Annotated in this window: 22 protein-coding genes; 16 read left to right on the plus strand and 6 right to left on the minus strand. The window is 68.7% G+C overall.

Translation table 11 applies throughout. From position 1 onward, the window contains the following. Positions 1–107: 107 nt before the first annotated feature. The 6 genes from C438_RS03395 (at position 108) to C438_RS03420 (ending at position 9,453) form a co-directional block, all read left to right on the plus strand. Complete coding sequence (locus C438_RS03395) at positions 108–1,388, plus strand: ABC transporter substrate-binding protein (protein ID WP_004967862.1); 1,281 nt, start codon at positions 108–110, stop codon at positions 1,386–1,388. Between the two features lie 151 nt (positions 1,389–1,539). Next, positions 1,540–3,753 (plus strand): PAS domain S-box protein, encoded by a 2,214-nt coding sequence (locus C438_RS03400; RefSeq protein ID WP_049917706.1) that lies wholly within the window; start codon positions 1,540–1,542, stop codon positions 3,751–3,753. Between the two features lie 132 nt (positions 3,754–3,885). After that, the gene (locus C438_RS03405) at positions 3,886–4,431 is read left to right on the plus strand and encodes a ribbon-helix-helix protein, CopG family (RefSeq protein ID WP_004967864.1); all 546 of its coding nucleotides are present in this window, start codon (positions 3,886–3,888) and stop codon (positions 4,429–4,431) included. A 185-nt stretch (positions 4,432–4,616) separates the two neighbouring features. Continuing rightward, entirely contained in the window at positions 4,617–5,834 is a 1,218-nt protein-coding gene (locus C438_RS03410) for an Nramp family divalent metal transporter (protein ID WP_004967865.1), read from the plus strand. After that, positions 5,834–7,849 carry a hydantoinase/oxoprolinase family protein gene (locus tag C438_RS03415; RefSeq protein WP_004967866.1) on the plus strand — a complete coding sequence of 672 codons (2,016 nt, stop codon included), beginning with the start codon at positions 5,834–5,836 and terminating at the stop codon, positions 7,847–7,849. The genes C438_RS03410 and C438_RS03415 overlap by 1 nt, the downstream gene beginning before the upstream one ends. After that, entirely contained in the window at positions 7,846–9,453 is a 1,608-nt protein-coding gene (locus C438_RS03420; RefSeq protein ID WP_004967867.1) for a hydantoinase B/oxoprolinase family protein, read from the plus strand. Before C438_RS03415 ends, C438_RS03420 begins: the two co-directional genes overlap by 4 nt. Before the next feature lie 102 nt (positions 9,454–9,555). Here the strand turns inward: C438_RS03420 and C438_RS03425 are convergent, their stop codons facing one another. After that, positions 9,556–10,467 carry a hypothetical protein gene (locus C438_RS03425; RefSeq protein WP_167321090.1) on the minus strand — a complete coding sequence of 304 codons (912 nt, stop codon included), beginning with the start codon at positions 10,465–10,467 and terminating at the stop codon, positions 9,556–9,558. A 110-nt stretch (positions 10,468–10,577) separates the two neighbouring features. Next, on the minus strand, positions 10,578–11,192 hold the full coding sequence (locus tag C438_RS03430) for a class I SAM-dependent methyltransferase (RefSeq protein WP_004967869.1): 615 nt from the start codon (positions 11,190–11,192) through the stop codon (positions 10,578–10,580). 145 nt (positions 11,193–11,337) lie between these two features. Here C438_RS03430 and C438_RS03435 point away from each other — a divergent pair, with 145 nt between their 5' ends. Both C438_RS03435 and C438_RS03440 read left to right on the plus strand, forming a co-directional pair. Continuing rightward, the gene (locus tag C438_RS03435; protein ID WP_004967870.1) at positions 11,338–11,739 is read left to right on the plus strand and encodes a rhodanese-like domain-containing protein; all 402 of its coding nucleotides are present in this window, start codon (positions 11,338–11,340) and stop codon (positions 11,737–11,739) included. Positions 11,740–11,849: 110 nt separating this feature from the next. Beyond that, positions 11,850–12,317 (plus strand): FKBP-type peptidyl-prolyl cis-trans isomerase, encoded by a 468-nt coding sequence (locus C438_RS03440; RefSeq protein ID WP_004967871.1) that lies wholly within the window; start codon positions 11,850–11,852, stop codon positions 12,315–12,317. Between the two features lie 61 nt (positions 12,318–12,378). Here C438_RS03440 and C438_RS03445 read toward each other — a convergent pair whose 3' ends face one another. The 3 genes from C438_RS03445 to C438_RS03455 all read right to left on the minus strand — a co-directional run bounded on the left by C438_RS03445 (position 12,379) and on the right by C438_RS03455 (position 15,168). Then, complete coding sequence (locus C438_RS03445; protein ID WP_004967872.1) at positions 12,379–13,155, minus strand: hypothetical protein; 777 nt, start codon at positions 13,153–13,155, stop codon at positions 12,379–12,381. A gap of 61 nt (positions 13,156–13,216) precedes the next feature. Continuing rightward, the gene (locus C438_RS03450; RefSeq protein ID WP_004967873.1) at positions 13,217–14,356 is read right to left on the minus strand and encodes a DUF7118 family protein; all 1,140 of its coding nucleotides are present in this window, start codon (positions 14,354–14,356) and stop codon (positions 13,217–13,219) included. A gap of 125 nt (positions 14,357–14,481) precedes the next feature. Further along, positions 14,482–15,168 (minus strand): hypothetical protein, encoded by a 687-nt coding sequence (locus C438_RS03455; RefSeq protein WP_004967874.1) that lies wholly within the window; start codon positions 15,166–15,168, stop codon positions 14,482–14,484. Positions 15,169–15,294: 126 nt separating this feature from the next. On the opposite strand from C438_RS03455, the gene C438_RS03460 reads away from it, so the two are divergent. From C438_RS03460 to C438_RS03495, 8 genes are all read left to right on the plus strand, one after another. Then, entirely contained in the window at positions 15,295–16,167 is an 873-nt protein-coding gene (locus C438_RS03460) for a universal stress protein (RefSeq protein ID WP_004967875.1), read from the plus strand. Positions 16,168–16,334: 167 nt separating this feature from the next. Next, a complete protein-coding gene (locus C438_RS03465; protein WP_004967876.1) occupies positions 16,335–16,973 on the plus strand; it encodes a helix-turn-helix domain-containing protein in 639 nt (212 codons plus the stop codon). A gap of 273 nt (positions 16,974–17,246) precedes the next feature. Continuing rightward, positions 17,247–18,485: an ABC transporter substrate-binding protein gene (locus tag C438_RS03470; protein WP_004967877.1), complete on the plus strand. Its 1,239-nt coding sequence runs from the start codon at positions 17,247–17,249 to the stop codon at positions 18,483–18,485. Next, positions 18,482–19,411: a carbohydrate ABC transporter permease gene (locus C438_RS03475; protein ID WP_004967878.1), complete on the plus strand. Its 930-nt coding sequence runs from the start codon at positions 18,482–18,484 to the stop codon at positions 19,409–19,411. Before C438_RS03470 ends, C438_RS03475 begins: the two co-directional genes overlap by 4 nt. 1 nt (position 19,412) lies before the next feature. Further along, positions 19,413–20,279 carry a carbohydrate ABC transporter permease gene (locus C438_RS03480; protein ID WP_004040845.1) on the plus strand — a complete coding sequence of 289 codons (867 nt, stop codon included), beginning with the start codon at positions 19,413–19,415 and terminating at the stop codon, positions 20,277–20,279. Further along, positions 20,279–21,430, plus strand: a complete 1,152-nt coding sequence (locus C438_RS03485) for an ABC transporter ATP-binding protein (RefSeq protein ID WP_004967879.1) — start codon at positions 20,279–20,281, stop codon at positions 21,428–21,430. The genes C438_RS03480 and C438_RS03485 overlap by 1 nt, the downstream gene beginning before the upstream one ends. Beyond that, positions 21,427–22,695, plus strand: coding sequence for a CaiB/BaiF CoA transferase family protein (locus tag C438_RS03490; protein ID WP_004967880.1), 1,269 nt, complete (start codon positions 21,427–21,429; stop codon positions 22,693–22,695). Before C438_RS03485 ends, C438_RS03490 begins: the two co-directional genes overlap by 4 nt. Continuing rightward, positions 22,696–23,784, plus strand: a complete 1,089-nt coding sequence (locus C438_RS03495; RefSeq protein ID WP_004967881.1) for a LeuA family protein — start codon at positions 22,696–22,698, stop codon at positions 23,782–23,784. 63 nt (positions 23,785–23,847) lie between these two features. Here the strand turns inward: C438_RS03495 and C438_RS03500 are convergent, their stop codons facing one another. Beyond that, positions 23,848–24,567 carry a cob(I)yrinic acid a,c-diamide adenosyltransferase gene (locus C438_RS03500; protein ID WP_004967882.1) on the minus strand — a complete coding sequence of 240 codons (720 nt, stop codon included), beginning with the start codon at positions 24,565–24,567 and terminating at the stop codon, positions 23,848–23,850. Positions 24,568–24,624: the final 57 nt, after the last annotated feature.

Here is a 24,624-nt window from a genome sequence, read left to right on the forward strand (position 1 = left end):
CGAGGGTTCGCGTTGGACGGAAGTGTCGTTTTCGGGTCGTCCCGGGCGAAACCCCGTGACAGCTGACCGTCCGAAGCAACTTTATGGGTTTAGGTTAGCCTAAAAATATGGCAGAAGACGATAGTCACCGTTCCGAACCGACGCGGCGGCAGTATCTCACGTACGGAAGCGCGGTCGTCACAAGCGGGCTGGTCGCCGGGTGCGCGGGCGATTCGGCGGACGCGACGGCGACAGCGACCGCGGACGAGTCGGGAGACGCGACGGGGACGACGCCGACCGACGAACCGGAGTCCACGACCGAAGCCGAGGCGGACGATAGCTCGTACTCGGTGTCGATGGCCCCGGTCGGCGAAGTCGAGTTCGACGCCGTGCCGACGAGCGCCCTGACCTACTACCCGGTCTCGGCCGACGCCGCGGTCGCCTTCGGCCACGGCGACGCCATCACCGGCATCGGCTACGACAAGGAACTGTTCGGTAACACGGTCGACTACTACTACGACGCCCTCGACGGCGTGGAGTTCGAGTGGGAGGACCTCGGCCGCGTCACGCCGGCGTCGAACCCGAACGCCCTCGACAGGGAGCTGTTCTACGAACTGGACAGCGACGTTCACTTCCTCGACCCGTGTCTCCTCCGGAGCCCCTCGTTCGACTGGACCGAAGACGAGGTGGCGTCAATCGCCAGCGACGTGGGGCCGTGGTTCGGCAACTACTACAGCCGGACGAACGCCGACCCGCCCGAGCCCTGCCGCGACCGCTACGACTACTACACGCTCTGGGAGTACCTCGGTCACATCGCGGCGGTGTTCCGGGAGGAGGAACGCTACCGGGCGTTCAAGTCGCTCCGGGACGACCTCGTCGCCCGGATACAGGCCGACCTCCCACCGGCGTCAGAGCGGCCGTCGCTCGCGGTCGTCGCCTACACGGGCGGGACGTTCTGGCCCTACGACTTCACGGGGGACGGCTACCTCTGGGCGCATCTCCGCCCGTTCGGGATGCAGAACGCCTTCGCGGCGGCCGACGCCCAGACCGGGTCGGACGGTTCGTACGATTACGAGGCGATGGTCGAGACCGCGCCCGACGTCGTCTTCCGGTACTGGGGGACCGCGCTCGGTGACTCGTTCCGCTCGAACCGCGAGGAGGTGCTTTCGGACCCCCTCGCTGACGAGGTGCCCGCGTTCCGTGACGGTCGGTACTACCCGTCCGGAAACGGGATGCAGGGACCGATTATGAACCTGTTCCAGCTGGAGATGACCGCCAAACAGCTCTTCCCCGAGCGGTTCGGCGCGTGGCCCGGCTACGGCGACGGCGAGTCGTACCCCGAGATTCCCGAGGGCGAACGGCTGTTCGACCGCGACCGCGTCGCCGACATCGTCGCCGGCGAGTTCTGACGCCCGGGCGACCGGCGGTCGAACTCGGTCGCCGCCGTCGCATCGTCGTTCTCCGTTATTAAATTCGACATTGAGGGCGCTGATTCTCAGTCCCTAACGATAGAGGTCGAACTTATGTACCGCCGCGTGAGTTACTATCTGGTAACTATCGATGACGACCTCGGAATCCCCTCATATTGTCTACGTCGACGACGATACGGCGCTCTTGGATCTCGGCGAGACGTACCTTCGAAAACTCTCTTCGTTCGAGGTGACGACCTGCTCGGACCCGACGGCCGTGCTCGATATCGTTCGTGATTCCGAGGTCGACTGCGTCGTCAGCGACTACGACATGCCGGCGATGACCGGTGTCGAACTCCTCGAAACGGTCCGCGAGGAACACGGTTCGCTTCCCTTCATCCTCTTTACCGGCAAGGGAAGTGAGGAAGTCGCGAGCGACGCAATCTCGGCGGGCGTCACCGACTACCTCCAGAAACAGCCCTCCTCCGAGCAGTACGAACTGCTCGTCAATCGCATCGAAAACAGCGTCTCTGAACACCGGGCGACCCGCCGGGCGGAGCGCTACGAGACCGTTCTCGAAGCGCTCGGCTATCCGGTGTACGTCGTCGACGAGCGCGGCCGCTTCACCTACATCAACGACGCCTTCGCGGACCTCTCGGGCTACGCGGTCGACAAGATTCTCGGGAACGGCCCCGAACTCGTGAAGGACGACGCGGACGTGCAGAAGGCGGCCAGCGAACTCGGTGGGGTTCTCTCGTCGAGCGGCCCGGACACGACTCAGTTCGAAATCACACTCCGGACCGCCGACGGCGAGGCGGTTCCGTGCCGCGACCACATGGGGTATCTCCCCTACGAGGGCGAGGAGTTCCGCGGCTCGGTCGGCATCCTCCGGGACATCTCCGGCGAGCAGGCCCGACGGGACGAACTCGCGCGCGACGAGCACATCATCCGCGCCGCGGGCGACCCGGTCTACTCCCTCGACGCCGACGACCGCTTCGAGTACGTCAACGACGCCTTCGTCGAGCTCGTCGGCCACGACCGCGACCGCGTCCTCGGGTCGCACCTCTCGTCGTACCTCCCCGACGCGGACTACGAGACCTACGAGTCGCTCCGGGCGTCGCTCGGCGACGGCGCGGAGACCGACCGGCTCACCTTCGAGACGCAACTCCTCGCGGCGGACGGCGACGGCCGCGACCGCGTGCCCATGGAGTGTCATCTCACGCTCCTCCACGACGACGCCTGCGAGGTCGTCGGCACGACGGGCATCCTCCGAGACATCTCCGAGCGACTGGCCCAAGAGGCCGAACTGTCACTGATGCGCCGCGCCATCGACGAGGCTTCGGTCGGCATCACCATCACGGGGCCGAGCGAGGACGACTGCCCCATCGTCTACGCGAACGCCGCCTTCGAGGAGCTCACCGGCTACGACACCGACGAGATTCTCGGTGAGAACCACCGCGTCCTGCAGGGGCCGGACACCGACGAGGCAGAGTGCGAGCGGTTCCGCGAGGCCATCGCCGACGAGGAGCCGTGCAGTATCGAACTCCTCAACTACCGCCGCGACGGGACGCCGTTTTGGAACCACTGCGAGATAACGCCGGTCCACGGCGACGACGGGCGCGTCGCGAACTACATCGGCTTCCAGCGCGAGGTGACGGAACGCAACGCCCGCCAGCGCCTGCTCGAACGGCAGAACGAGCGCCTCAGCGAGTTCACGCGGGTCGTCTCCCACGACCTCCGGACGCCGCTGACGACCGCCAAGGGCTACTTCGACATCGTCGCCGAATCGCCCGACGACGCGGACGCCGAGGACCTCCGAAAGCTCGGCCGGAGCCTCGACCGCGTCGAGGAGTTGCTCTCGGACCTGACGACGCTCGCCACGCAGGGCGAGACGGTCGCCGAGACGGAGCCGCTCGACTTCCGGCGCGCGGCCGAGCGGGCGTGGGAGACCGTTCCGACCGACGACGCCGAACTCCGGTTCGACCGGGCGGCCGGCGGCGCGTCGCGGACGATAGCGGCCGACGAGAGTCGGCTCCGACAGCTCCTCGAAAACCTGTTCGAGAACGCCGTCGCCCACGGCGGACCCGAGGTGACGGTGACCGTCGGCCGGACGCGAAACGGCTTTTTCGTCGAGGACGACGGCGACGGCTTCCCGGCCGACCGCTCGCCCGCGGAGTGCTTCGAAGCCGACGTGAGCGAGCGCCGCGGCGGCGGTCTCGGCCTCGCCATCGTCAAGCGAATCGCGGCCGCCCACGACTGGACGCCGACCGCGACACGCGGTTCGACCGGCGGCGCGCGGTTCGTCTTCACCGAGTCGGCGACGGCCGCGGGACCGCCCGCCCGGCGACAGCGGAGCGACGACTGACACCCGCGCCATCCCGTACAATTTCTAAAATTTTCACACTCTTTTGGCGACTCCTCCCGGTTCGTCACTCTCGTTCGGCTCGCGGCGGTCGTCTACACATCGCTTAAGAACGCCACCGAGAGTTAGGGTCTCATGGTCACGAATCGCATCACGGTGTCGCTCGACGAGGACGCCCAGTCGGCGCTCGACGGGCTCGCCGGCCGGACCGACAAGGCCCAGAGCGAGCTCGTCCGCGAGGCGCTCGTCTTCTACGCGGCCAACTTCGAGGCGGCGACGACCGACGCCGGGCCGAACCTCGAAGCCTACCACCAGATGCTGTCGAGCGGCGAGCACGTCCTCCTCGACGTGGACTTCCTGCACACGTTTCTCGACTACGTCGAGGGCGACGACGGCGACCCGGACCCCGCGTTCCTCGACGCCGTCGACCGGGTCGCGGCGTTCCACGCCCACGAGTACCGCGACCGGTTCGAGTCGCTGGGCGAACTCCTCGACTGGCTGTCGTTCTGCGGCTTTCTCACGGTCCGCGCCTCCGAGGGCGACACATTCCACGTCGTCTTCCCCACCGAGTCCGTCAAGTGGTTCATGTCGCGGTTCATCGCGCTGAGCACCGAGCAGTCGCCGTTCGACATCGAGGTCGAAGAGGGCGTCTCGAAGGTGCTTCTCACCGAGGTCCGGTGAGGGTCGCGCCCGGCGCGGACCCGAACCGCTCGCTGGTCGCTCGAACCGGCCTCGGGTCCACAGCTCCCGCTGATTTCATACTCGTTCATACTCGTTCACACGCGCTCTTCCCGCCGTACACGGCGTTCTCAACCGGGATTTATCAATCAGAGTTTGATACGTCAATCCACCTCACAGGGAGAACCATGAACTTCATCCAACGTCTGAAATCCATCGGCCCGGGCGCGATGGTCGCCGCCGCGTTCATCGGCCCCGGAACGGTCACGACCGCGAGCGTGACGGGCGCGCGATTCGGCTACGCGCTCGTCTGGACCATCGCCTTCTCGATAGTCGCCACTATCGTGCTTCAGGAGATGAGCGCCCGCCTCGGCCTCGTCTCCCGCGAGGGGCTCGGCGAGGCGCTCCGCGAACAGTTCGACAGCCCCGCGCTGTCGGGACTCAGTATCGCCCTCGTCGTGAGCGCCATCGGCATCGGCACGGCCGCCTACGAGACCGGGAACATCCTCGGCGGCGCGGCTGGACTGGAGGGCCTGACCGGCATCAGCGCCAACCTCTGGGGGCCCGCGATGGGCCTCGTCGCCGGCGTCCTCCTGTGGTCCGGCAAGTACAAACTCATCGAGAAGGCGCTCGTCGGCCTCGTCTCCATCATGGCCGTCTCCTTCCTCGTCGACGCCATCCTCATCGGTCCCGACCTCGGCGCGCTCGCCCGCGGGTTCGTCCCGAGCGTCCCGCAGGGGTCGGCGTTCCTCATCACCGGCCTCATCGGGACGACCGTCGTCGGCTACAACCTCTTTCTCCACGCCGGGAGCGTCCAAGAGCGGTGGGCCGGCCCCGAGGAGTTGAACGAGTCGCGGGCCGACACGATTCTGTCTATCGTCCTCGGCGGTTTCATCACCATCTCGATTCTCGTCACCGCCGCGGCGGCGTTCCCCGTCGGGACGAACATCCAGAACGTCAGCACGATGGCCGAACAGCTCGAACCCCTCGTCGGCACGCAGGCGAAGGTGTTCTTCGGCATCGGGCTGTTCGCCGCGGGCTTCACCAGCGCGACGACCGCCCCGCTGGCCGGCGCGTACGCGACGGCGGGGGCGCTCGGCTGGGACACCGACCTCCAGTCCACGAAGTTCCGCGCCGTCTGGGGCTCGATTCTGCTCGTCGGCATCGTCTTCTCCGCGGTCGGCTACAGCCCCGTGCAGGCCATCGTCTTCGCGCAGGTCGCAAACGGCGTTCTCCTGCCTATCGTCGCCGTCTTCCTCATCTACGTGATGAACGACCGCGACATCCTCGGGTCGTACGCCAACTCCACGCTCCAGAACGTCGTCGGCGGGCTGGTGACGCTCGTCGTCGTCTGGCTCGGCCTCCGAACGCTCTATACGGTCGCCGCCGATATGGGGGTGTTCTGATGGACACAGAGACGCGAATCGGCGTCGACGTCGGCGGCACCTTCACCGACGTGGCGCTTCTGACTCCCGAGGGCCGCCTCGTCACCGCGAAAGTCCCGAGCACGGACGACCAGAGCGTCGGCGTCGTCCGCGGCATCGAGAAGGCCTGCGACGACGCCGGCATCGACCCGGCCGAGGTCGACGCGTTCACCCACGCGATGACCGTCTCGGTCAACGCGCTCCTCGAAGACGACGGCGCGACGACCGCGCTCGTCACCACCGAGGGGTTCCGCGACGTGCTCGAAATCGGACGACAGGCCCGTCCCGACCTCTACGACGTGACCGCCGACAAGCCCGCCCCGCTCGTCCCGCGCCGCCGCCGCTTCGAGGTGACGGAGCGGGCGACGGTCGACGGCATCCAGACCGAAGTCGACGAGTCCGAGGTCCGCGCGCTCGCCGACGACATCCGCGACGCCGGCGCGGAGAGCGTCGCCGTCTCGCTCCTGCACGCCTACCAGCACCCCGAAAACGAGCGCGTCGTCGCCGACGTGCTCCGAGAGGAACTCGACGCGCCCGTCTCCGCCTCCCACGAGGTGCTCGCCGAGTTCCGCGAGTTCGAGCGCACCTCGACCACCGCGGTCGACGCCTACGTGACGCCGGCCATCGACAGCTACCTCGGCCGCCTCGAATCCCGCGCGGCCGACCTCGGCGTCCCGGTCCCGAAGATAATGCAGGCCAACAGCGGCATCGCTCCGGCTTCGACCGTGCGCGAACACGCCGTGACGACCACGATGTCCGGGCCGGCCGCGGGCGTCGTCGGCGCGGCGGAGACCGCCACCGACTCCGGCGACGACCTCGCCGGCCTCGTCACCTTCGACATGGGCGGCACCTCCAGCGACGTGAGCCTCGTCCGCGACGACGAGGTCGAGCGGACCACCGACGCCGAAATCAACGGCAGGCCAATCAAGACGCCGATGGTGGACGTGAACACCGTCGGCGCGGGCGGCGGCTCTATCGCGTGGGTCGACTCGGGCAACGCGCTCCGGGTCGGGCCGCGCTCGTCGGGCGCGAACCCCGGCCCGGCCTGCTACGGCCGCGGCGGCACCGAGCCGACCGTGACGGACGCGAACGTCGTCCTCGGCTACATCGGCGGCAGTTCCGCCCTCGGCGGCGAACTCTCCCTCGACGTTGACGCCGCCCGCGACGCGCTCGCCGGCCTCGCCGACGAGGCCGGACTGGACGACGCGCTCGCGGCCGCCCGCGGCGTCTACCGCGTCGCCAACGCCAACATGACGCGGGCGATTCGCGCCGTGACGGTCGAGCGCGGCCACGACCCGCGGCAGTTCGGTCTCGTCGCCTTCGGCGGTGCCGGCCCGATGCACGCCGCCGCGCTCGCCGAGAGCCTCGACATCGAGACCGTGGTGGTCCCGCGGGCCTGCGGCGTCCTCTCGGCGTACGGCCTGCTCGCGGCCGACCAGAAACACGACTCGGTGCGGACGCTCCGTCAACCCCTGTCCGGCCTCGACGCCGCGGCGGTCGACTCCGCCTACGCCGACCTCGAAGCCGACACGCTCGACGACGTGACCGACCCAGACGACGCCGCGGTCCGGCGCGCCGCCGACCTCCGGTACGTCGGCCAGAGCTTCGAACTGACCGTGCCCGTCGGCGAGACGTTCGACGCCGCGGCGGTCGAAGCGCGGTTCCACGAGGCCCACGAGAGCGCCTACGGCTACCGCCTCGACGACCCGGTCGAACTCGTCAACGTCCGGGCGACCGCCGTGGTCGAACGCGACTCCCTCGACGTGACCTACCGCGGCGGCGGCGACGCCCGCAAAGACACCCGCGAGGCCTTCTTCGACGGCGCGTTCCGCGAGACGCCGGTCTACGACCGCGACGGCCTCGGCACGGGGACGACCGTCGAGGGGCCGGCCATCCTCGAACAGCACGAGAGCACCGTCGTCGTGCCCCCGGCGTGGGGCGGGACGGTCGGGGCCGACGGGACGCTCGTCCTCACCAGCGGGGGTGACGGCGAATGAGCGACCGCGAGGTCGACCCCGTGACGCTCGAAATCATGCGCAACCAGTTCGAGAGCGTCGCCGAGGAGATGGGACAGGTGCTCATCACCTCGTCGTACTCGCCGAACATCAAGGAGCGCCGCGACTGCTCGACGGCGCTGTTCGACGCCGACGGCCGCCTCGTCGCGCAGGCCGAACACATCCCGGTCCACCTCGGCGCGATGCCCGAGGCCGTTGACACGGTCCTCGACTACGACCCGGAACCGGGCGACGTGTTCGTCCTCAACGACCCCTTCGAGGGCGGCACGCACCTCCCCGACGTGACGATGGTGTCGCCGCTTTCGGTCGACGGCGAGGTGCTCGGCTACGCCGTCTCGCGGGCGCACCACGCCGACGTGGGCGGGATGACGCCCGGCAGTATGCCCGCCGGCGCGCGCGAAATCTATCAGGAGGGGCTCCGACTCCCGCCGGTCAGACTCGTCGCCGGCGGCGAGACCAACGACGACGTGCTGTCGCTCCTCTTGGCCAACGTCCGAAACCCCGGCGAGCGCCGCGCCGACATCCGCGCGCAACTCGCGGCGAACGAGCGCGCCGAGGAGCGACTGGCCGACCTCGTCGCGGAACACGGCCGGTCCCGCGTCCTCGCGGCGTTCGACGCCGTGATGGACTACTCCCGGAACCGCGTCACCGCGGAACTGCGCGACCTGCCCGACGGCGAGTACCGCGCCCGCGACGTGCTCGAAGGCGACGGCGTGACCGACGAGGACATCCCCATCGAGGTGACCGCGACGGTCGACGGCGACGCCGTCGCCTTCGACTTCGACGGCACGGCCGACCAGGTCGCCGGCAACGTCAACGCCCCGCTCGCGGTCGCGAAAAGCGCGGTGTACTTCGTCGTTCGATGCGTCACTGACCCCGAGATACCGCCGAATCAGGGCTGTTACGACCCTATCTCGGTCGAGGTTCCCGAGGGGTCGCTTCTCAACCCCGACGCCCCCGCGGCGGTCGTCGGCGGCAACGTCGAGACCAGCCAGCGCGTGACCGACGTGGTCTTCTCGGCGCTCGCCGACGCCGCCCCCGAGCGCGTCCCCGCGCAGGGACAGGGGACGATGAACAACCTGACCATCGGCAGTCGCGCCGGCGGTTCGGACGGCTTCACCTACTACGAGACCATCGGCGGCGGGTTCGGCGGCCGCGCCGGCGGCGACGGCATGGACGGCGTGCAGGTCGGGATGACCAACACGCTCAACACGCCGGTCGAGGCGCTGGAAGCCGAGTACCCGCTTTTCGTCGAGGCGTACGGCCTCCGCGAGGGAAGCGGCGGCCGCGGCGAGTTCCGCGGCGGCCTCGGCATCGTCCGGTCGGTCACGGTCGAGGCCGACGCGACCGTCTCGCTTCTCACCGAGCGCCGCCGGGTCGCCCCCCGCGGCATCGCCGGCGGCGAGGACGGGGCGACCGGACAGAACCTCGTGGACGGCGAGGCGGTCCCGTCGAAGACGACCCGCGACGTGCCCGCCGGCACGACCGTCACGGTTCGGACGCCGGGCGGCGGCGGCTACGGCGACCCCGCCGACCGCGACGCCGACGCGGCCCGCCGGGACCGCGAGGACGAAAAGACGGAGTAACGTCGGTCGCCACTTCGGGCCACACAGTTCACAATTTGTACAATTTGTGAACCGCTCGAACGGTCGTCGGCCGTGCGTCACGCGATTCGCCGGACCCGTCGCTCAGTCGTCGTCCCGGTCCGACGACGCGTCTTCGTCTTTTCCCTCGTCGTCGAACGCCTGCATCCGCGGGTCTATCGCCGGGTCGCGCTGTTGCTTTCGCGCTCGGCGCTTCGCCGCGCCGACGAGCGAGTCGTCGCTCGACTGGGACTCCACGAACGTCTCGTCGCCGATGGCGCTCTCGGCGATGTCTCGAAGCGCCCCGAGGCGCTCGCGGTCGCTCGGCGTCCTCCCGCGTCCCGACCCGCGGGCGTCGCGGTCGTCGTCCGGCGGAGCGCGCTGTGTGAACCGCGTCGCGTCCGTTATCAGCAACTGCACCTGGTCTTTCGCGCGGTAGTGGTGGTCTTTCGCCCCTGCGAACTCGAACCGCGCGCCCTCGCCGAGGTACGGGTGGCTCACGCCGTCGGGGACGACGAACACGACGCCGTCCGGCGCGCTCTCGTCCGTGAGGTGGCCGAGGATGTCCGGCGTGCCGGGGTCGTTTTTGTCCACCCAGTCGACCGACTCGACCGTCGCCTCCACGGTCACGTACGCCCCGCTCCCGGTGAGTTCCGAGAGCGTTCGCGTCGACTCCGCGCTCCCCGCGTCGTTGGACGCCGCCTCTGATTCCAATGCCGACGCCGGTTCGGTCGCCGATTCGGCCGCCGACTCGGGGCCGTCGGAACCCGAACCCGACTGGTCCGCTCCGACCGAGGCGAAGAGGTAGTCCACGTCACTGCCGCGCCCCGCCATGTAGTTCGAGACGGTGATACTCACTCGCGTCGGTCCCGACGAATCCGCGGGTTCGTCGCCGTCATCGAAGATGCATTTCACGTCGGAATCGGTTTCGGGCGACTGGAGAAACCACGCGCCGTCGCGTTTCTGGACGGTCACCGCCCCCGTCGCCCCCGACTGAGTGAACCAATCCGTTGACATACGATTCGTTCGAGTTCGACGTGTCATATGTGTTTCTCAGGTTAGAGAACTAACTGGGAAACTCGCGGCCGAGCGCCGGGTCGAACAGGCGGGACAGCCACGTCGTGCCGTCACACGTCCCGTCCCGTCAGCCTGCGCCGCGGATACGACTGTGCCCCGCCCCGCGTGTTCCGCGCGATAATCGTCGCCGTCGCGGACTGCCGGTCGTCGCGCGATTCGGTCGATTCGTCGTAGTAGAGCACCGTGAGGTCGAGACAGGCGCGGAGCAGTTCGTTCGAGTCGAAGCGGTATCTGTCGGTGCTCGGCCCCACCGTCGCCGGCGGGTCGGCCCGCAGGTGGTGCTGGTAGAACAGCACGCCGCCGGGCTTCAGCGCCGCCTTGACGTCGGCGAGGCGGTCCAGCGTCCGGAAGTAGCTGATGGTGACGAGGTCGTACGTCGACTCGGGGAAGTCGTGGGTCGTCGCGTCGGCCCGAATCGTCTCCACGCGGTCGGCGAACCCGCGGGACTGCGCGCGCTCGTCGATGATGCTCAGCCCCTCGCTCGACTGGTCGAGGGCGTCCACCTGGTAGCCGTTCGCGGCGAGAAACAGCGCGTTACGGCCGTTTCCGGCCGCCACGTCGAGCGCGCGGCCGTCGGGAAGTTCGTCGAGGTACGCCCGGAGCACCGGCGACGGCTCCGGGTCGGTCGGGTACGTTCCGGTCCGGTAGCGTTCGTCCCACTCCATACGGGCGCTACGCGGACCGCCGTGTTCAAGCTACGGCGTCGGTCTCGGCGGACGGGACGGCGTCGAACGCTCACGCGGAACCGACGGCGGAGCGCCGGGCCGCCGAAGCACCAGCGCTTTCCGCGCCAGCGACGTGGAGAGACCTGTGCCCTCGATTCGCCCCGACGAACTCGCCGCCCGCCTCGACGACGGCGACGACCTGTTCATCCTCGACATCAGACCGGCGTCGAACTACCAGCGCGGCGCAATCGACGGGAGTCACGTGAGCGACGCGAACGGACCCGACGGGAGCCGCAACGTCCCCGTCTACGACGACCTCCGGTCGGGCGACGACGCCTCGCTTCGGCGTCGGCTGGACGAGATTCCGCGGGACCGCGACGTGGTCGTCGTCTGTAAGATGGGTATCGTCGCAAAGCGGGCGACGGGGCTCCTCCGCGAGGAGGGGTACGACGCGGTGACGCTCGCGGGCGGCATGAGCGGGTGGAACGGCTACCAGCGCGGGTCGCTGAGCTACAAACTCCGGTCGCTCGTCTGGCGACTGTTCTGAGGCTCCGCTCGCGGCGCGCCGAGAGTACGAGCGCGCCTCGTTCTGACAACTGAATTATATACTCGCCGGCAGTACGGCCACTTATCCGTCTCCGGCAGAGAGTACGCGGTATGACGATTGAAACCGGCGACTCCGTTTCGCTCGAATACGTTGGAAAGCTCCCCGACGGCACGGTCTTCGACACGTCGCGTCAGGACGTGGCCGACGCCGAAGGACTCTCCGAGGCGCAGGGCGACCGCGACTACGAGCCGCTCGCGGTCGAAGTCGGCGCGGGAACCGTCATCGAGGGGCTCGACGAGGCGCTCGTCGGCATGTCCGTCGGCGACGAAGAGAGCATCGAAATCCCGCCGGAGAAGGCCTACGGCGAGCACGACGAGGACCTCGTCCGCGAGCACGAGACCGAACAGCTCCGCGAGGTGCTCGGCGACGAGCCCGAGGAAGGCCTGTACGTCCAGACCCAGCAGGGCGGCCTCGGCGAAATCGTCCACGCCGACGACGACGTGGTCCGCATCGACTTCAACCACGAACTCGCCGGCGAGACGCTCGTCTTCGACGTCGAAATCCTCGACGCGAACTGAACCGAGCCGACCTGAACTGAACTGAGCCGCCGTCTCGCGGCTCGGTGCGTTTTTTCTCCCGCTACTCGCGCCACCACGCGATAGCGTACACCGCTCCTCCGACGAGAAGCAGGACCGCGCCGACGCCCGCGACGCCGAGGCCGACGACGAGCGCGGCCCCGAAGCCGAAGTCGTCGACGTGCGCGTAGGCGGTGATGCTGTAGAGCGTCCCCTCCTTCTCGACGAGCGCCGGGAGGCGGTCCACGAAGGCGTCGTTCACCCGCGGTCGGTAGCCGAAGTCGCCGTCCGAGGAGTTCCGGAGGACGCCGTCGACCGTCTCTCTGGCCGCCGGCGAGAGGTTCGCGTAGCTGTACGCGCTCCGTTCGACGGTGGTGTTCGCAACACGCCCGAGCGTGGCGTTTCGAGCGGTGACGACCGAGCCGTTCTCTCGCACGCTGAACCGGTAGTACTGCTCGCGCTCGGCGTAGGCGTCGTGGACGTACGTGTTGTTCCGCGCTATCGCGCGGAGGTCGGCTTGCGCGCCCGCCGCCGTCGTCCGGGCGGTCCCGTTCCGCATCGCCGTCTCCAGCGTCTCGCGGGTCTCGTTCGGCGCGCGGTACTCGTCGGCCGAGTACCGGTGGCTCACCTGATGCACCGAAATCGAGACCGACCGGCCGTGACGGCGCACGATGGTCTCGACGTCCGAGTGGTTCGCCAGCGACACCGGCTCGGCCCGGTACGAATTCGAGACTTTCGGCGGTGGCGACGTCGCGTCCGCGAGCGCGGGCAGGTACACCGGTGCGGGGAGGCAGACGAGACCGACCACCGCGAGGAGGAAAGCGAGTTTCCGGAGACGCATTATCGGGCGTTCCGCCGAGTCGGGTAAGTGCTTTTTCCCCGGCTCGGGGGTTCGTCGGCCCCTACTCGTCCAGCGGCGGGTTCGCGTCGAGGCAGTCTTCGACCCGCTCGCGCTCCTCGCGGGCGGCGGCCAGCTCGTCTGCGACGACGCCACGCCGGAGGCGGTCGCGCTGGTCTTCGGTGAGTTCCGCGCGGGCGACCGCGGCGTCGCGGAGGCGGTCGTAGGACTCCTCGTACGTCAGTTCGTGGACTTCCCGGGCGCGGGCGACCGTCTCGGCGTCGGCGAATCGACTCACGACGGCGACGAGTTCCTTCGTCCGCCAGCGGAGTTCCGAGGCGGACGCCGGCGGCCACGACACGGTCAGCGAGTCGGCGTCGAGCGTCTCCAGAAACCGTTTGTTCGTCCCGACGGCCGCGGAGAACCGCTTGGGGTCCTCGACGTAGTGGTCGAGCTTCGACCGCGAGTAGCCGGCGTACTCGACGAGCGTCGGAATCGGCTCGTCGCCGATGGCGGCGGTTTCGAGGTACTCGCGCAGTCGCTCGGGGGGACTGGGCGTCTCGACCAGCGGGTACGACTCGGCGGCCGCCAGCCACCCGAGCAGTTCGCGGGCCGACGACTCGGCGCGGAACCGGTCGAACGCCTCGGTCACGGCGTCGTCGTACCGCTCGATGGGGTCGCGGAGTTCGTCCACCGGCGCGTCGATGTCGGCCTCGCCGAGTTCCCGCACGCGTTCGAGACGGTCGATTTCTTCGTCGAGTTCGTCCGCGCGCTCCCGGAGCCGCCGGCGGGCGCTCCGGTAGTCGTCTCTCGCCTCGTCCAGTTCGCCGAGGAGCGCCGCCTCCTCGCGGGCGGGGGCCAACTCGCGTCTGGCCTGCTCGAAGTCCGACGCCGACAGCGACGAGGTGATGCCGGTCGTGAGCGACTCGTTGGCGTCGATGAAGGCGTCGCTGTGGCGCACGTCCGCGGGGACCTCCTCCAGCCGGTCCGACAGCGCCTCGCGGAACGCGACGTAGCCTTCGAGGTCGTCGGTCGCGCGCTCCTCGTATCGGTCGAGAATCCCGGTCACGTCGCGGACGGCCGACGCGAGCGTTCGAAGCTCCTCGCGGCCGATTTCGTCGACCGCCTCGCGTCGGTCGCGGAGGGTTTCGGCCGCCGTGCGGAGCGCCGCCACGGGGTCGTCGGCGAGCGCGGCGTCAGCCACGTCGCGGCACCTCGGGCGGGCGTTCCGTTCGCGGAATCGGTGTCATGCCCGACGAGTCGGTGCGCGAGGGTTGAAAACTTGATGCCCGCGGACGGCGGCGAGACGACCGCGAAGCCGAGAGGCCGTCAGCGACGGTCTCGGCCGGTCACCACGTCGAACGCGCAGGCGGCCGCGACCGCGAGCACGCAGAGCGCGACCGACGGCGCGAGGGAAAACAGGTCGACCGCGCCGGGGAACGCGGCCACGACGAGGAGCGAGACGGCGTAGTAGGCACCGGCGGCCGCGGCCGACGTGCGGGCCGGCGCGGCCCGCAGTCGTGGGAGCGCGAGCATCGCACAGAGCGCGACGCCGCCGGCGACGACGACAGAGCCGGCGAGTCCCGCGCCGACGAGGTCGGCCCGCGCGCCGAGGAACGTCCCGAGGCCGAGCGTCGCGTTCAGGTAGGCCGCCCGTCGGACGAGGGCCCCGTAGCCCGCGTCGGGGCCGAGACCGAGTTCGCTGTCCTCGATGCGGTGCCACGGCGCACCGACGGAGACGGCGCCCAACCGGAGCGCGCCGATGGCGAGGCAGGCGGCAGACAGCGAGACGACGGCCGCGGTCGTGACCGCAACGGGCGTCGAGACGGTCATGAAGGCGACCCAGAGCATCGGAAGCGCGAGGAGCAGGTGCTGTCCGAGTCCGAAGTAGACCGTCGCGTCGAGCCACGCGTCAATGCCACCCTCGCCGTCGTCGCCGCGCTGTCGGCGTCGGTTCCGGCGGCGGCGTCGCGGCCGCGTTTCGCCGCCGCGGGACGACTCGTCTGTCGGTGCCATGGTCGTCCCGTTGTGACTGCTGTCTGATAACTGTGTGGCGCGCCGGGGGTCGTGACGCCAGCGGCGGGCGGTCCGCGAACGCCGTCCGGCGAAAGGACTTACCGGCGACCGGGTGTATGATAAGCCATGTACGAGCGCATCCTCCTGCCGGTCGACGAGAGCACGTCGTCGAGCGCGGTCCTCCACCACGCCAGCGAACTCGCCCACTGGGACGACGCGGAGATTCGACTGCTCTTCGTCGCCGACACGACCCGCGACAGCGTCACCGTCGTCGACAACGACGTGGTCGACGCGCTCGAACGCGAGGGCGAGAGCGTCGTCGAGGAGGCGGCGGAGACGCTCAAGAACCTCGGCGTCGACTACTCGACGGACGTGGTGCAGGGCAACCCCGCGCCGACCATCGTCCAGTACGCCGAGGAGTACGACTACGACCTCATCGTGATGCCGACCCACGGGCGGGAGGGCATCTCCCGACAGCTTCGCGGGAGCGTCACGGAGAAGGTCGTCCGCCTGTCGGACCGGCCGGTGCTCACCGCCCGCATGAAGCCCGACGAGGAGCTGACGTTCCCCTACGAGCGCGTCCTCATCCCGACCGACGGCAGTCGCTCCGCGAGGCGGGCGACGAGCCACGGGCTCGAACTCGCCGCCGAACTCGACGCGACGGTCCACGTCCTCTCGGTCGTCGACGACTCCGCGCTCGGGTTCGACGTGCGGTCGATGCTCTCCGGCGAGGAGAGCGAACGCGGCGCGAACGAGGCGATTTCGCAGGTCGTCGAGGAGGCGAACGAACACGGCGTCACGAAGCTCGCCGAGACCATCGAGCACGGCTCGCCGAGCGCGGCGATTCGAGAGTACGTCGCGGACAACGACATCCACGCGGTCGTCATGGGGACGACCGGGCGGAGCGGCGTCGACCGCATCCTCCTCGGGAGCGTCGCCGAGGAGACGGTCCGGAGCGCTCCGGTCCCCGTCATCACGGTGTCGCCCGACGAGGAGTAACTGGAGCGAGTCGGTAGCGACCGCCCGCCTCGGGATGCGTGAGCGAGCACCCGCCCGCCTCGGGATACAGCTATTACCCGCGGGCGACGTATCGGCGCAGTAGCCGTGGTCGAACAGGACCGTCTCGGACGCCCGTCCAGCCCCGACAGCCGGAGGTTCCGATAGCGATGCTCCGCGCGACCATCCTCCTCGAACTGAACGAAGACTACGTGTTGTCGCACGTGAGCGACCTCGTCGACGGACCGGTCGTCGTGACGAACTGCGAGGTGCTCGGCGAGACCGACATCCGCTTCGTCGTCGACGCCGGGGAGCACCGCGACGAGATGGCCGACCGACTCGCCGCCAGCGAGGTCGTCCGCGACCTCGAACTCGTCGGCGACGACCAACTGCTCATCACCAAGCGGTCCTCCGGCGCGCTCCCTGTCATCCGCGAGAACCACGGGATGCTCCAGCGGATGAGCCAGTTCTACGGGCGCTCGCGCGTCTTCGACGTGGTCGTGTTTCGGCGGGCCGACCTCAAGGCCATCATCTCCGGGCTCCGGTCGCTCGGCACCGTCGAACTCCGGCGGCTGAAACCCTTCGTCGGTCCGTCCACGCGGCTCTCGAAGCGGCAGGCCGAGGTCGTCGGCTACGCGCTCGAACGCGGCTACTACGACTGGCCGCGGGGCGTCACGGTCGAGGAAATCGCGGCGGCGTTCGAGGTGAGCAGGCCGACCGTGTTGGAACACCTCCGCCGGGCCGAAAAGAAACTCCTCAGCGACGCGCTCGCCGACGCGACGACGCCCGCGAACCCCGATAGCACTTGACCGCGACCGACTCCGATACCGACCGGGTCGGCTCTCCGCGCACGCCGCGGGTCGGGTTTTAAGCGCCTAAGACACCTGAAACACGTCACCATTTTCGCGGAAACCAATATAAAGAGCCAACAGGGGTAGGCACTACTGACGTGGCCTCTACCGGTGTACGTATTGTTTGCAATTACCATGATAGATGGGAATCACTCTCGTGGTGGAGACGGGCGGCAAACGCGCGGGTCGTCGCGCCGGACGTTCCTCGCGGCGGTCGGGAGCGCGGCGGCGGTGACGACGGCGGGCTGTCTCGGTGGCGGTGGTGGCGGCGGCTCCAACGAGCCGATTCGATACCTCTCGGACCGCGGCGACTCGAAGGACGTGATGGACGAGATTATCGCCGAGTTCGAGGAGGAGACCGACCACACGGTCGAGATGATTTACACGGCCAAGGGGACGTCCTCGGACGCCGAGATGCAGAAGATGGTCGCCGCGGGCAACCCGCCGGACCTGCTTTTCGACACCTCGACCGACGCGTATCGGCTCCAGCGCGACGGCGTCCTCGCGCCGGTCACGGGGGCCGTCCAAGATAACGACCTGCCCGACCCGGTCAACGTCGGCGGCGAGTCGTACTTCGCGGCCGCGATGGTCGAACCGCTCATGGGGTGGTACCGAAACGACGTGTACTCGGAGATGCCCGCGTCGTGGAGCGAGTGGGTCGAGGCCGCCGGTGAGGTGTCGGCCAACGAGTCGATGGAGGGCTACGTCATCCAGTCGGGGCAGACGAACAACGCCGACACCCAGATGACGCAGTACCTCTGGCAGAACGACGTGGAGATTTACGGCGGTCCCTCCGACGGCATCGAGGTCAGACTCGACAACGACGACAACCGACAGGCGGCCGTCGAGACGTTCGAGTGGGTCCAGTCGATGGCCGAGTACTCGCCGAACGGCTCTGGGTGGGCGTGGGGCGACGCCATCGGCGCGCTCCAACAGGAGAACGCCGCGGCCATCGCCAGCGTCGGCGGCCTCCCCATCCTCACGATTCAGGCCAACCGCCCCGACCTCGTCGAGAACCTCAGTCCGATGCCGTTCCCCGTGCCGAGCGGGGCCGCACAGGACAAGTGGTGGTCGTACATGGAGGGCCACCTCGTCCGCAACGACGGCCAGAACACCGAGGGCGCACAGGCGTTCGTGGACTTCTTCACGAGTTCGTCGCGCTTCTTCGACTTCGTGCTCTCCGCGCCGCTGTTCCAGTTCCCGCCGACGCGGGAGCAACTCGACGCGCCCGAGGTGACCGAAAACGAGGTCATCCAACAGCACCCCGACGTGATGAACCTCGTCCGCGACAACTGGGACGCCTTCACGAGCGTCCTCGCGACGGGTGACGACGGCGCGCCGAATATCGTCGCGGCCGACGCCTACAGCGAACAGCTCTTCGGACAGGCCGCGGACCAGCTTCTCGTCGGCGGGCTCACGCCCGACGAGACGGTCGACTGGCTGGCCGACAAGCTCCGCGGGTTGCAATGAGTACGGCCCTCAAATCGCGGTTGGCGGCCGCCGGGTCGGCCCTCCGAGAGCGCGACGTGGACGGCACGACGCTCCTGTTGGCGGCGTGTTTCGTGCCGATGCTCGCGTTCTTCGTCGTGGTCTGGGTCATCCCCATCGTTTACGCGCTCGGGATGAGCCTGTTCGCGTCGCCCGTGCGGAACCCCGAGTTCGTCGGCCTCGGCAACTACGCCGAACTCCTCGGCAACGGCGCGTTCTGGGGCTTCCTCTGGAACAGCGTCGTCTACGCGGTGGCGACGACGGGGCTGAGCCTCGTCATCGGGCTGGGCCTCGCGCTCGTCATCAATCAGCGCATCCGCGGCGGCGACGCCCTGCGGACGCTGATGATTTTCCCGTACCTCCTGCCGACGCTCGTTGTCATCTTCATGTGGAAGTTCATCCTCGACCCCAACATCGGGATTCTGAACCAGTTCCTCGTCGACGCCGGGCTCATCGACAAGCCCATCGCGTTCTTCTCGACCTTGGAGTTCGCCATGCCGGCGGTCGTCATCACGAGCGTCTGGAAGTTCGCCAGCTTCGCCTTCTTCATCCTGCTCGCCCGATTGCAGGCCATCGACCCCGACCTCTACGAGCGGGCGAGGGTCGAGGGCGCGACGACGTGGCAGGCGTTCCGCGACATCACCTTCCCGCACCTCCGCGGCGCGATTCTCATCATCCTCCTCGTCAGGGGCATCTGGATGTTCAACAAGTTCGACATCATCTACCTCTCGACGCGGGGCGGCCCGCTCCAGCAGACGACGACGCTCCCGATTCGCGTCTACCAACTCGCGTTCAGCGAGGTGAACTTCGGCATGGCGACGGCGCTCGCCGGCGTCATGTTCTTCCTCCTCGCCGGCGTCGCGGTGGTCTACTTCCGGGCGTTCGCCCCGGAAAAGGAGGTGGCGTGAGATGGCGACGTCTTCCGGTCGCGGCCTCGTCTCCCACGACACCCAGAAACGCCTCCAGCGAATCGCCGTCTACCTGACGGCGCTTCTCATCTCGGTGTTCACCATCATCCCGGTGTACGTGATGGTGGTCATCGCCATCCAGTCGCCGGCGACGACGTTCGCCGGCGGGCGGGTGAACCTGTTGCCCACCGAGCCGTCGCTCCGGAACTTCCTCGTCCTCCTCGGGTCGACCGACACGGTCCGGTACTTCGTCAACAGTCTCGTGGTCACCCTCGGGTCGACCGTCCTCTCGACGACTATCGCGGTCGCGGCGGGCTACGGCCTGACGCGCTTCGACTTCACCGGGAAGTCGCTGGCGGCGCGGGCGGTGCTGTTCTCGTACATGTTCAGTCCCATCGTCCTCGCTATCCCGCTGTACGTCGTCTTCTCGACGCTCGGCCTCCTCAACAGCCACTTCGCACTCACCCTCGCGCTGACGGCCATCTCCGCGCCGTTCTGCATCTGGCTGATGTGGCAGTACTTCCAGACCGTCCCCATCGCGCTCGAAGAGTCCGCGTGGGTCCGCGGCGCGAGCCGCTGGCGCACCGTCAGAGACGTGGTCCTGCCGGTGGCCCGACCCGGCTACATCTCCGCGGCCATCTTCGCGTTCGCCGTCGCGTGGAACGACTTCACCATGGCGCGCGTCGTGATGAGCCGCGACGAGATGTACACCATCACCGTCGGCGCGTCGCTGTTCTTGGACCGCGTCAGCATCGGCTGGGGCGAGACGATGGCCGTCTCGCTTCTCATCTCGATTCCGCCGTTCCTCATCGCACTGTTCCTGCAACGATACCTCCTCCAGGGCTTCAGCGTTGGAGGCCTCGAATAATGGCAACCAGCATCCACCTCGACACCGTCAGAAAGGAGTTTCGCACCCTCGGAAACACGCACGTCGCCGTCGACGACCTCAGCCTCGACATCCCCGAAGGCTCGTTTACGACCTTCGTCGGCCCCTCGGGTTGTGGAAAGACGACGACCCTGCGCATGTTGGCCGGACTGGAGACGCCCACCTCGGGCACCGTCTCGTTCGGCGACGAGGACGTGACCGACCTCCCGCCGCAGGAGCGCAACGTCTCGATGGTGTTCCAGTCCATCGCGCTCTACCCGCACATGTCCGTCCGCGAGAACATCGGCTACGGCCTGAAGATTCACGGCGTCCCGAAGGCAGAACGCGACGAGCGCATCGACGAGGCCGCCGAAGTCCTCCAAATCGAAGCGCAGTTGGAGAAGATGCCCGCCGAACTCTCCGGCGGCCAACAACAGCGCGTCGCCCTCGGCGGCGCGTTCGTGCAGGACCCCGACGTGCTGCTTCTGGACGAGCCGATGTCCGACCTCGACGCGAAGCTCAAGTCCGACCTCCGCGTCGAGATTCAGCGGCTCCACCAGGAACTCGACACCACCGTCGTCTACGTCACCCACGACCAGACCGAGGCGATGACGATGAGCGACCAGGTGGTCCTCCTGCGCGACGGCGAACTCGCGCAGGTCGACCCGCCGAAACAGCTGTTCGACTACCCGAACTCGGAGTACGTCGCGCAGTTCATCGGCATGCCCTCGACCAACGTCGTCGACTGCGCGGTCGAGGAGCGAGACGGCGGGACCGCACTCGTCGGCCCCGGGTTCGCGCTTTCGCTCCCTGCCGGCGTCGACGTCTCGCCCGCCGGTCGCGTCAGACTCGGCATCAGGCCGCAGTATCTCGACGTGGGCTCCGCCGGGGCGTGTCGGCTCTCTGTCGACGTGGAAGTCGTCGAAACCCTCGGGACCGAGTCCGTGGTCCACGGCCGCCTCGAAGACGGCACCCCCTTCGACGTGGTGAGCGACGCCGTCGACGACGCGGTCGCGGGCGACCGACTCGACGTGTCGTTCGACCTCGCCGACGCGTTCGTCTTCGGCGAGGACGGCGAGACGATTCTCTTCGGCTCCGAGCGGGCCGGCGAGCGCTCGTCGTCGCCCGCGGGGGCCGGGGGCGTCACTCCATGAGCGGCGACAGCGCCGAGCGCGCCAAGAGCGCCGAAAGTGCCGAGACTACCGCGGACGCGACCGGCTCTGCGACCGCGTCGGCGACGTCCGGGCTCCCGCTCGACGGCGTGCGCGTGCTCGAACTCGGTCACATCATCGCCGGGCCGTTCTGTTCGATGCTCCTCGCCGACCTCGGCGCGGACGTCATCAAGGTCGAACACCCGAAGGGCGGCGACCTCATCCGCGGGTCGTCGCCGGTCGGAAACAGCTCGTTCAACTACGTCAACCGGGACAAGCGGAGCATCACGCTCGACCTCAAGTCCGACGCGGCGCTCGACGCGTTCTTCGACCTGCTCGACGAGACCGACGTGGTCGTCGAGAACTACGCGCCGGGCACCGCCGAGCGACTGGGCATCGGCTACGAGCAGTTGAAAGAGACGCATCCGGACCTCGTCTACTGCTCCATCAAGGGATTCAACCCCGGTCCCTACGAGTCGTACCCCGCGCTCGACCCCATCGCCGAGGCGCTGTCGGGGCTGATGAGCGTCACCGGTCACGAGGGGATGCCCCCGGTCCGGTCGGGCACGAGCATCGCCGATATGGCCGCGTCGTTCTACGGCGCGATAGCCGTCCTCGGGGCGCTGTACCGACGCGACCGGACCGGCGAGGGGTCGAAGGTGACCGCGCCGCTGTTCGAGTCCACCGTCTCGATGATGGGCTACTGGCTCGCGTACACCGAAGCCTACGACGACGTGCCGGGGCCGATGGGCGCGTCGCACCCCAACTGGGCACCCTACGACGTGTTCGAGACGGCCGACGACGAGTGGGTGTTCATCGGTCCCTCCGGCGAGCGTCAATGGACGGCGCTCTGCGAGGCGCTCGGTCTCGACCTCCACGAGGACGAGCGGTTCAACACGCTCCCGGACCGCCGGGAGAACCTCGACGAACTCATGGACCTGCTCCGCGCCGAGTGCGAGACGCTTCCCGCGGCCGACCTCGTCGCCGGCCTGCGCGAGGTCGGCGTCCCCGTCGCCAAGGTGAACTCGATGGACGAGGTCGCCGCCGACCCCCACCTGCGGGCGACCGACTTCTTCACCGAGGTCGAGACCGCCGAGGGAACGTCGCGGTCCGTCAGCGTCCCGCGGTTCCCGGTCGTCGCCAGCGGCTTCGGCCGACCCGAATCGACCGACCCGCCGAAGCTCGGCGAACACACCGAGGCGATTCTCTCGTCGCTCGGCTACGACGACGCCGACATCGACGCGCTCCGGCGCGTGGGAGGGGTCTGAATGGCGGCCGCGGAGCCGGTCCTCCTCGACGTGACCTGCCGCGAGGGCGAACAGCGCCCCGGCGCGTCCTACACGACGGGCCAGAAAGTCGCGGCCGTCCGCGCCCTCGACGACCTCGGCGTCGACTACGTGCAGGTCGGCTTCCCGATTGCGGGCGCACAGACCGGCGAGGTCTGTGACGCCGTCGACGTGGAGACGAAGCTCACGGGCATCGCCCGCGCCGTTCCCAAGGACGTCGAGGCCGCGGTCGACGCCGGCGTCGACGTCATCGACGTGTTCGCGCCGACCAGCGAGCGCCAGCGGACCGGACTGCTCGGGAAAGACGAGGACGAACTGCGCTCGCTCGTCTGCGAGACGGTCGATGCCGCGATCGAGACCGGGCTTGAGGTCCACTTCACCGCGATGGACGGCTTCCGGACCAACCCCGCGTTCCTCGGCGACCTGTTCGGCTCGATAGACGCGACGTACCTCACTATCGCGGACACCGTGGGCTCGAAGACGCCGTTCGAGGTGTCGTCGTTCCTCCACGACCTCGACGCCGACCCGACCCGCCTCGGGGTCCACTTCCACGACGACCTCGGCGTCGCCACGGCCAACGCGCTCACCGCGGTCGCTCACGACGTGCAGAAGGTGGACGTATCGGTCGCCGGTATCGGCGAGCGCGCCGGCAACGTCCCCGTCGAGGAGTTCGTCGTCGCGGCCGAGACGAGCCGGGCCGTGAACCGCCCCGCGCTCGACCCCTCGACGCTCATCCCCCGGGCGAACGACGTGCTGACGGCGCTCGGGGAGTCGGTGCCGGCGGAGAAATCGGTGCTCGGCGCGGACGTGTTCTCTCACGAGTCCGGGCTCCACACGGCGGCGATGCTCGACGACCCGGCGACGTTCGAGCCGTTCGACCCGGCCGTCTTCGGTGGGTCGCGAACGCTCTACTTCGGCCCGCAGAGCGGGACCGGCGCGGCCCGACGGCTCTTGGAGCGGGTCGGCGACGACCCCGACGAAACGAAGGTCGCAGCGCTCGTCGAGACGCTCCGGTCGCTTGACGAACCGGTACCGACCGACGAGGCGCTGGACATCGCCCGGCGGCTCTGAATCGGCGCTGTCTCACCGCCCAGTCGGTGCTCGGTCGGCGCTGATCCGGCACCGAATCGGCGTTCAGTACTCGGTCCCTTTTCTCGCGCGCTGGCCGGCGTCGATGGGGTGTTTCTCTTTTCGGACGTTGGTCACGAGGTCCGCGGCGTCGTAGATGTAGGTCGGTTCGTCGTGGCTCCCGGTCAACACGAGTTCGAGGTTCTCGGGCTTTCGCTCCACGAGGTCGAGCACGTCGGCCTCGTCGAGCAGTCCCATCGCCACCGCGTAGAGGAGTTCGTCGATGATGAGGAGGTGGACGCCGTCCTCCGGCGGGCCGTCGAGGTCGAGCGGTTCCGAGAGGTCGGCGTCGGACGCGGCGTCGACGAGTTCGCGCGCCCGGTCGAGGCCGGCGGCGACCTGCGCCTCGTGGTCGGCGTCGTCGCTCCCGTCGGCCATCCCGGCCCAGCCGTAGTGACCGAGGTTCTCGAAGGAGAACCCGGGCATCGCCGCGATGGCGTTGTACTCCCCGCGGACGGCCTCGACGGAGTCCGCGCCGCCCTTCAGGAACTGGAGCATATGGACGCGGTAGCCGTGGCCGGCGGCGCGGAAGCCCATGCCCATCGCGGCCGTGGTCTTCCCCTTGCCGTCGCCCCACCACACCTGCACGAGGCCGAAGTCGTCGGGCGCGGCGGGTTCGATGGCGGCCGCTTCGGGGCGGACGCCGCGACCCGGTGTGTTCGACCGGACCGAGTCGGGGGTGGTCTCGTCGCCTGTCTCGTGGGTTCCGTCGGGTTCGTCGGTCATCGTAGTGGGTTCGAAGTCGGTGTCGCAGTCGGGTCGGCGCGGACCGCACCGGTCCGT

The organism is Haloferax denitrificans ATCC 35960, from assembly GCF_000337795.1.
GTDB lineage: Archaea > Halobacteriota > Halobacteria > Halobacteriales > Haloferacaceae > Haloferax > Haloferax denitrificans.

Excerpts from the sequence above, each read along its gene's own strand:
- C438_RS03395 (WP_004967862.1), top strand. The coding sequence starts at position 108 with ATGGCAGAAGACGATAGTCACCGTTCCGAACCGACGCGGCGGCAGTAT.
- C438_RS03400 (WP_049917706.1), top strand. The coding sequence starts at position 1,540 with ATGACGACCTCGGAATCCCCTCATATTGTCTACGTCGACGACGATACG.
- C438_RS03405 (WP_004967864.1), top strand. The coding sequence starts at position 3,886 with ATGGTCACGAATCGCATCACGGTGTCGCTCGACGAGGACGCCCAGTCG.
- C438_RS03410 (WP_004967865.1), top strand. The coding sequence starts at position 4,617 with ATGAACTTCATCCAACGTCTGAAATCCATCGGCCCGGGCGCGATGGTC.
- C438_RS03415 (WP_004967866.1), top strand. The coding sequence starts at position 5,834 with ATGGACACAGAGACGCGAATCGGCGTCGACGTCGGCGGCACCTTCACC.
- C438_RS03420 (WP_004967867.1), top strand. The coding sequence starts at position 7,846 with ATGAGCGACCGCGAGGTCGACCCCGTGACGCTCGAAATCATGCGCAAC.
- C438_RS03425 (WP_167321090.1), bottom strand. The coding sequence starts at position 10,467 with ATGTCAACGGATTGGTTCACTCAGTCGGGGGCGACGGGGGCGGTGACC.
- C438_RS03430 (WP_004967869.1), bottom strand. The coding sequence starts at position 11,192 with ATGGAGTGGGACGAACGCTACCGGACCGGAACGTACCCGACCGACCCG.
- C438_RS03440 (WP_004967871.1), top strand. The coding sequence starts at position 11,850 with ATGACGATTGAAACCGGCGACTCCGTTTCGCTCGAATACGTTGGAAAG.
- C438_RS03445 (WP_004967872.1), bottom strand. The coding sequence starts at position 13,155 with ATGCGTCTCCGGAAACTCGCTTTCCTCCTCGCGGTGGTCGGTCTCGTC.
- C438_RS03455 (WP_004967874.1), bottom strand. The coding sequence starts at position 15,168 with ATGGCACCGACAGACGAGTCGTCCCGCGGCGGCGAAACGCGGCCGCGA.
- C438_RS03460 (WP_004967875.1), top strand. The coding sequence starts at position 15,295 with ATGTACGAGCGCATCCTCCTGCCGGTCGACGAGAGCACGTCGTCGAGC.
- C438_RS03465 (WP_004967876.1), top strand. The coding sequence starts at position 16,335 with ATGCTCCGCGCGACCATCCTCCTCGAACTGAACGAAGACTACGTGTTG.
- C438_RS03475 (WP_004967878.1), top strand. The coding sequence starts at position 18,482 with ATGAGTACGGCCCTCAAATCGCGGTTGGCGGCCGCCGGGTCGGCCCTC.
- C438_RS03480 (WP_004040845.1), top strand. The coding sequence starts at position 19,413 with ATGGCGACGTCTTCCGGTCGCGGCCTCGTCTCCCACGACACCCAGAAA.
- C438_RS03485 (WP_004967879.1), top strand. The coding sequence starts at position 20,279 with ATGGCAACCAGCATCCACCTCGACACCGTCAGAAAGGAGTTTCGCACC.
- C438_RS03490 (WP_004967880.1), top strand. The coding sequence starts at position 21,427 with ATGAGCGGCGACAGCGCCGAGCGCGCCAAGAGCGCCGAAAGTGCCGAG.
- C438_RS03495 (WP_004967881.1), top strand. The coding sequence starts at position 22,696 with ATGGCGGCCGCGGAGCCGGTCCTCCTCGACGTGACCTGCCGCGAGGGC.
- C438_RS03500 (WP_004967882.1), bottom strand. The coding sequence starts at position 24,567 with ATGACCGACGAACCCGACGGAACCCACGAGACAGGCGACGAGACCACC.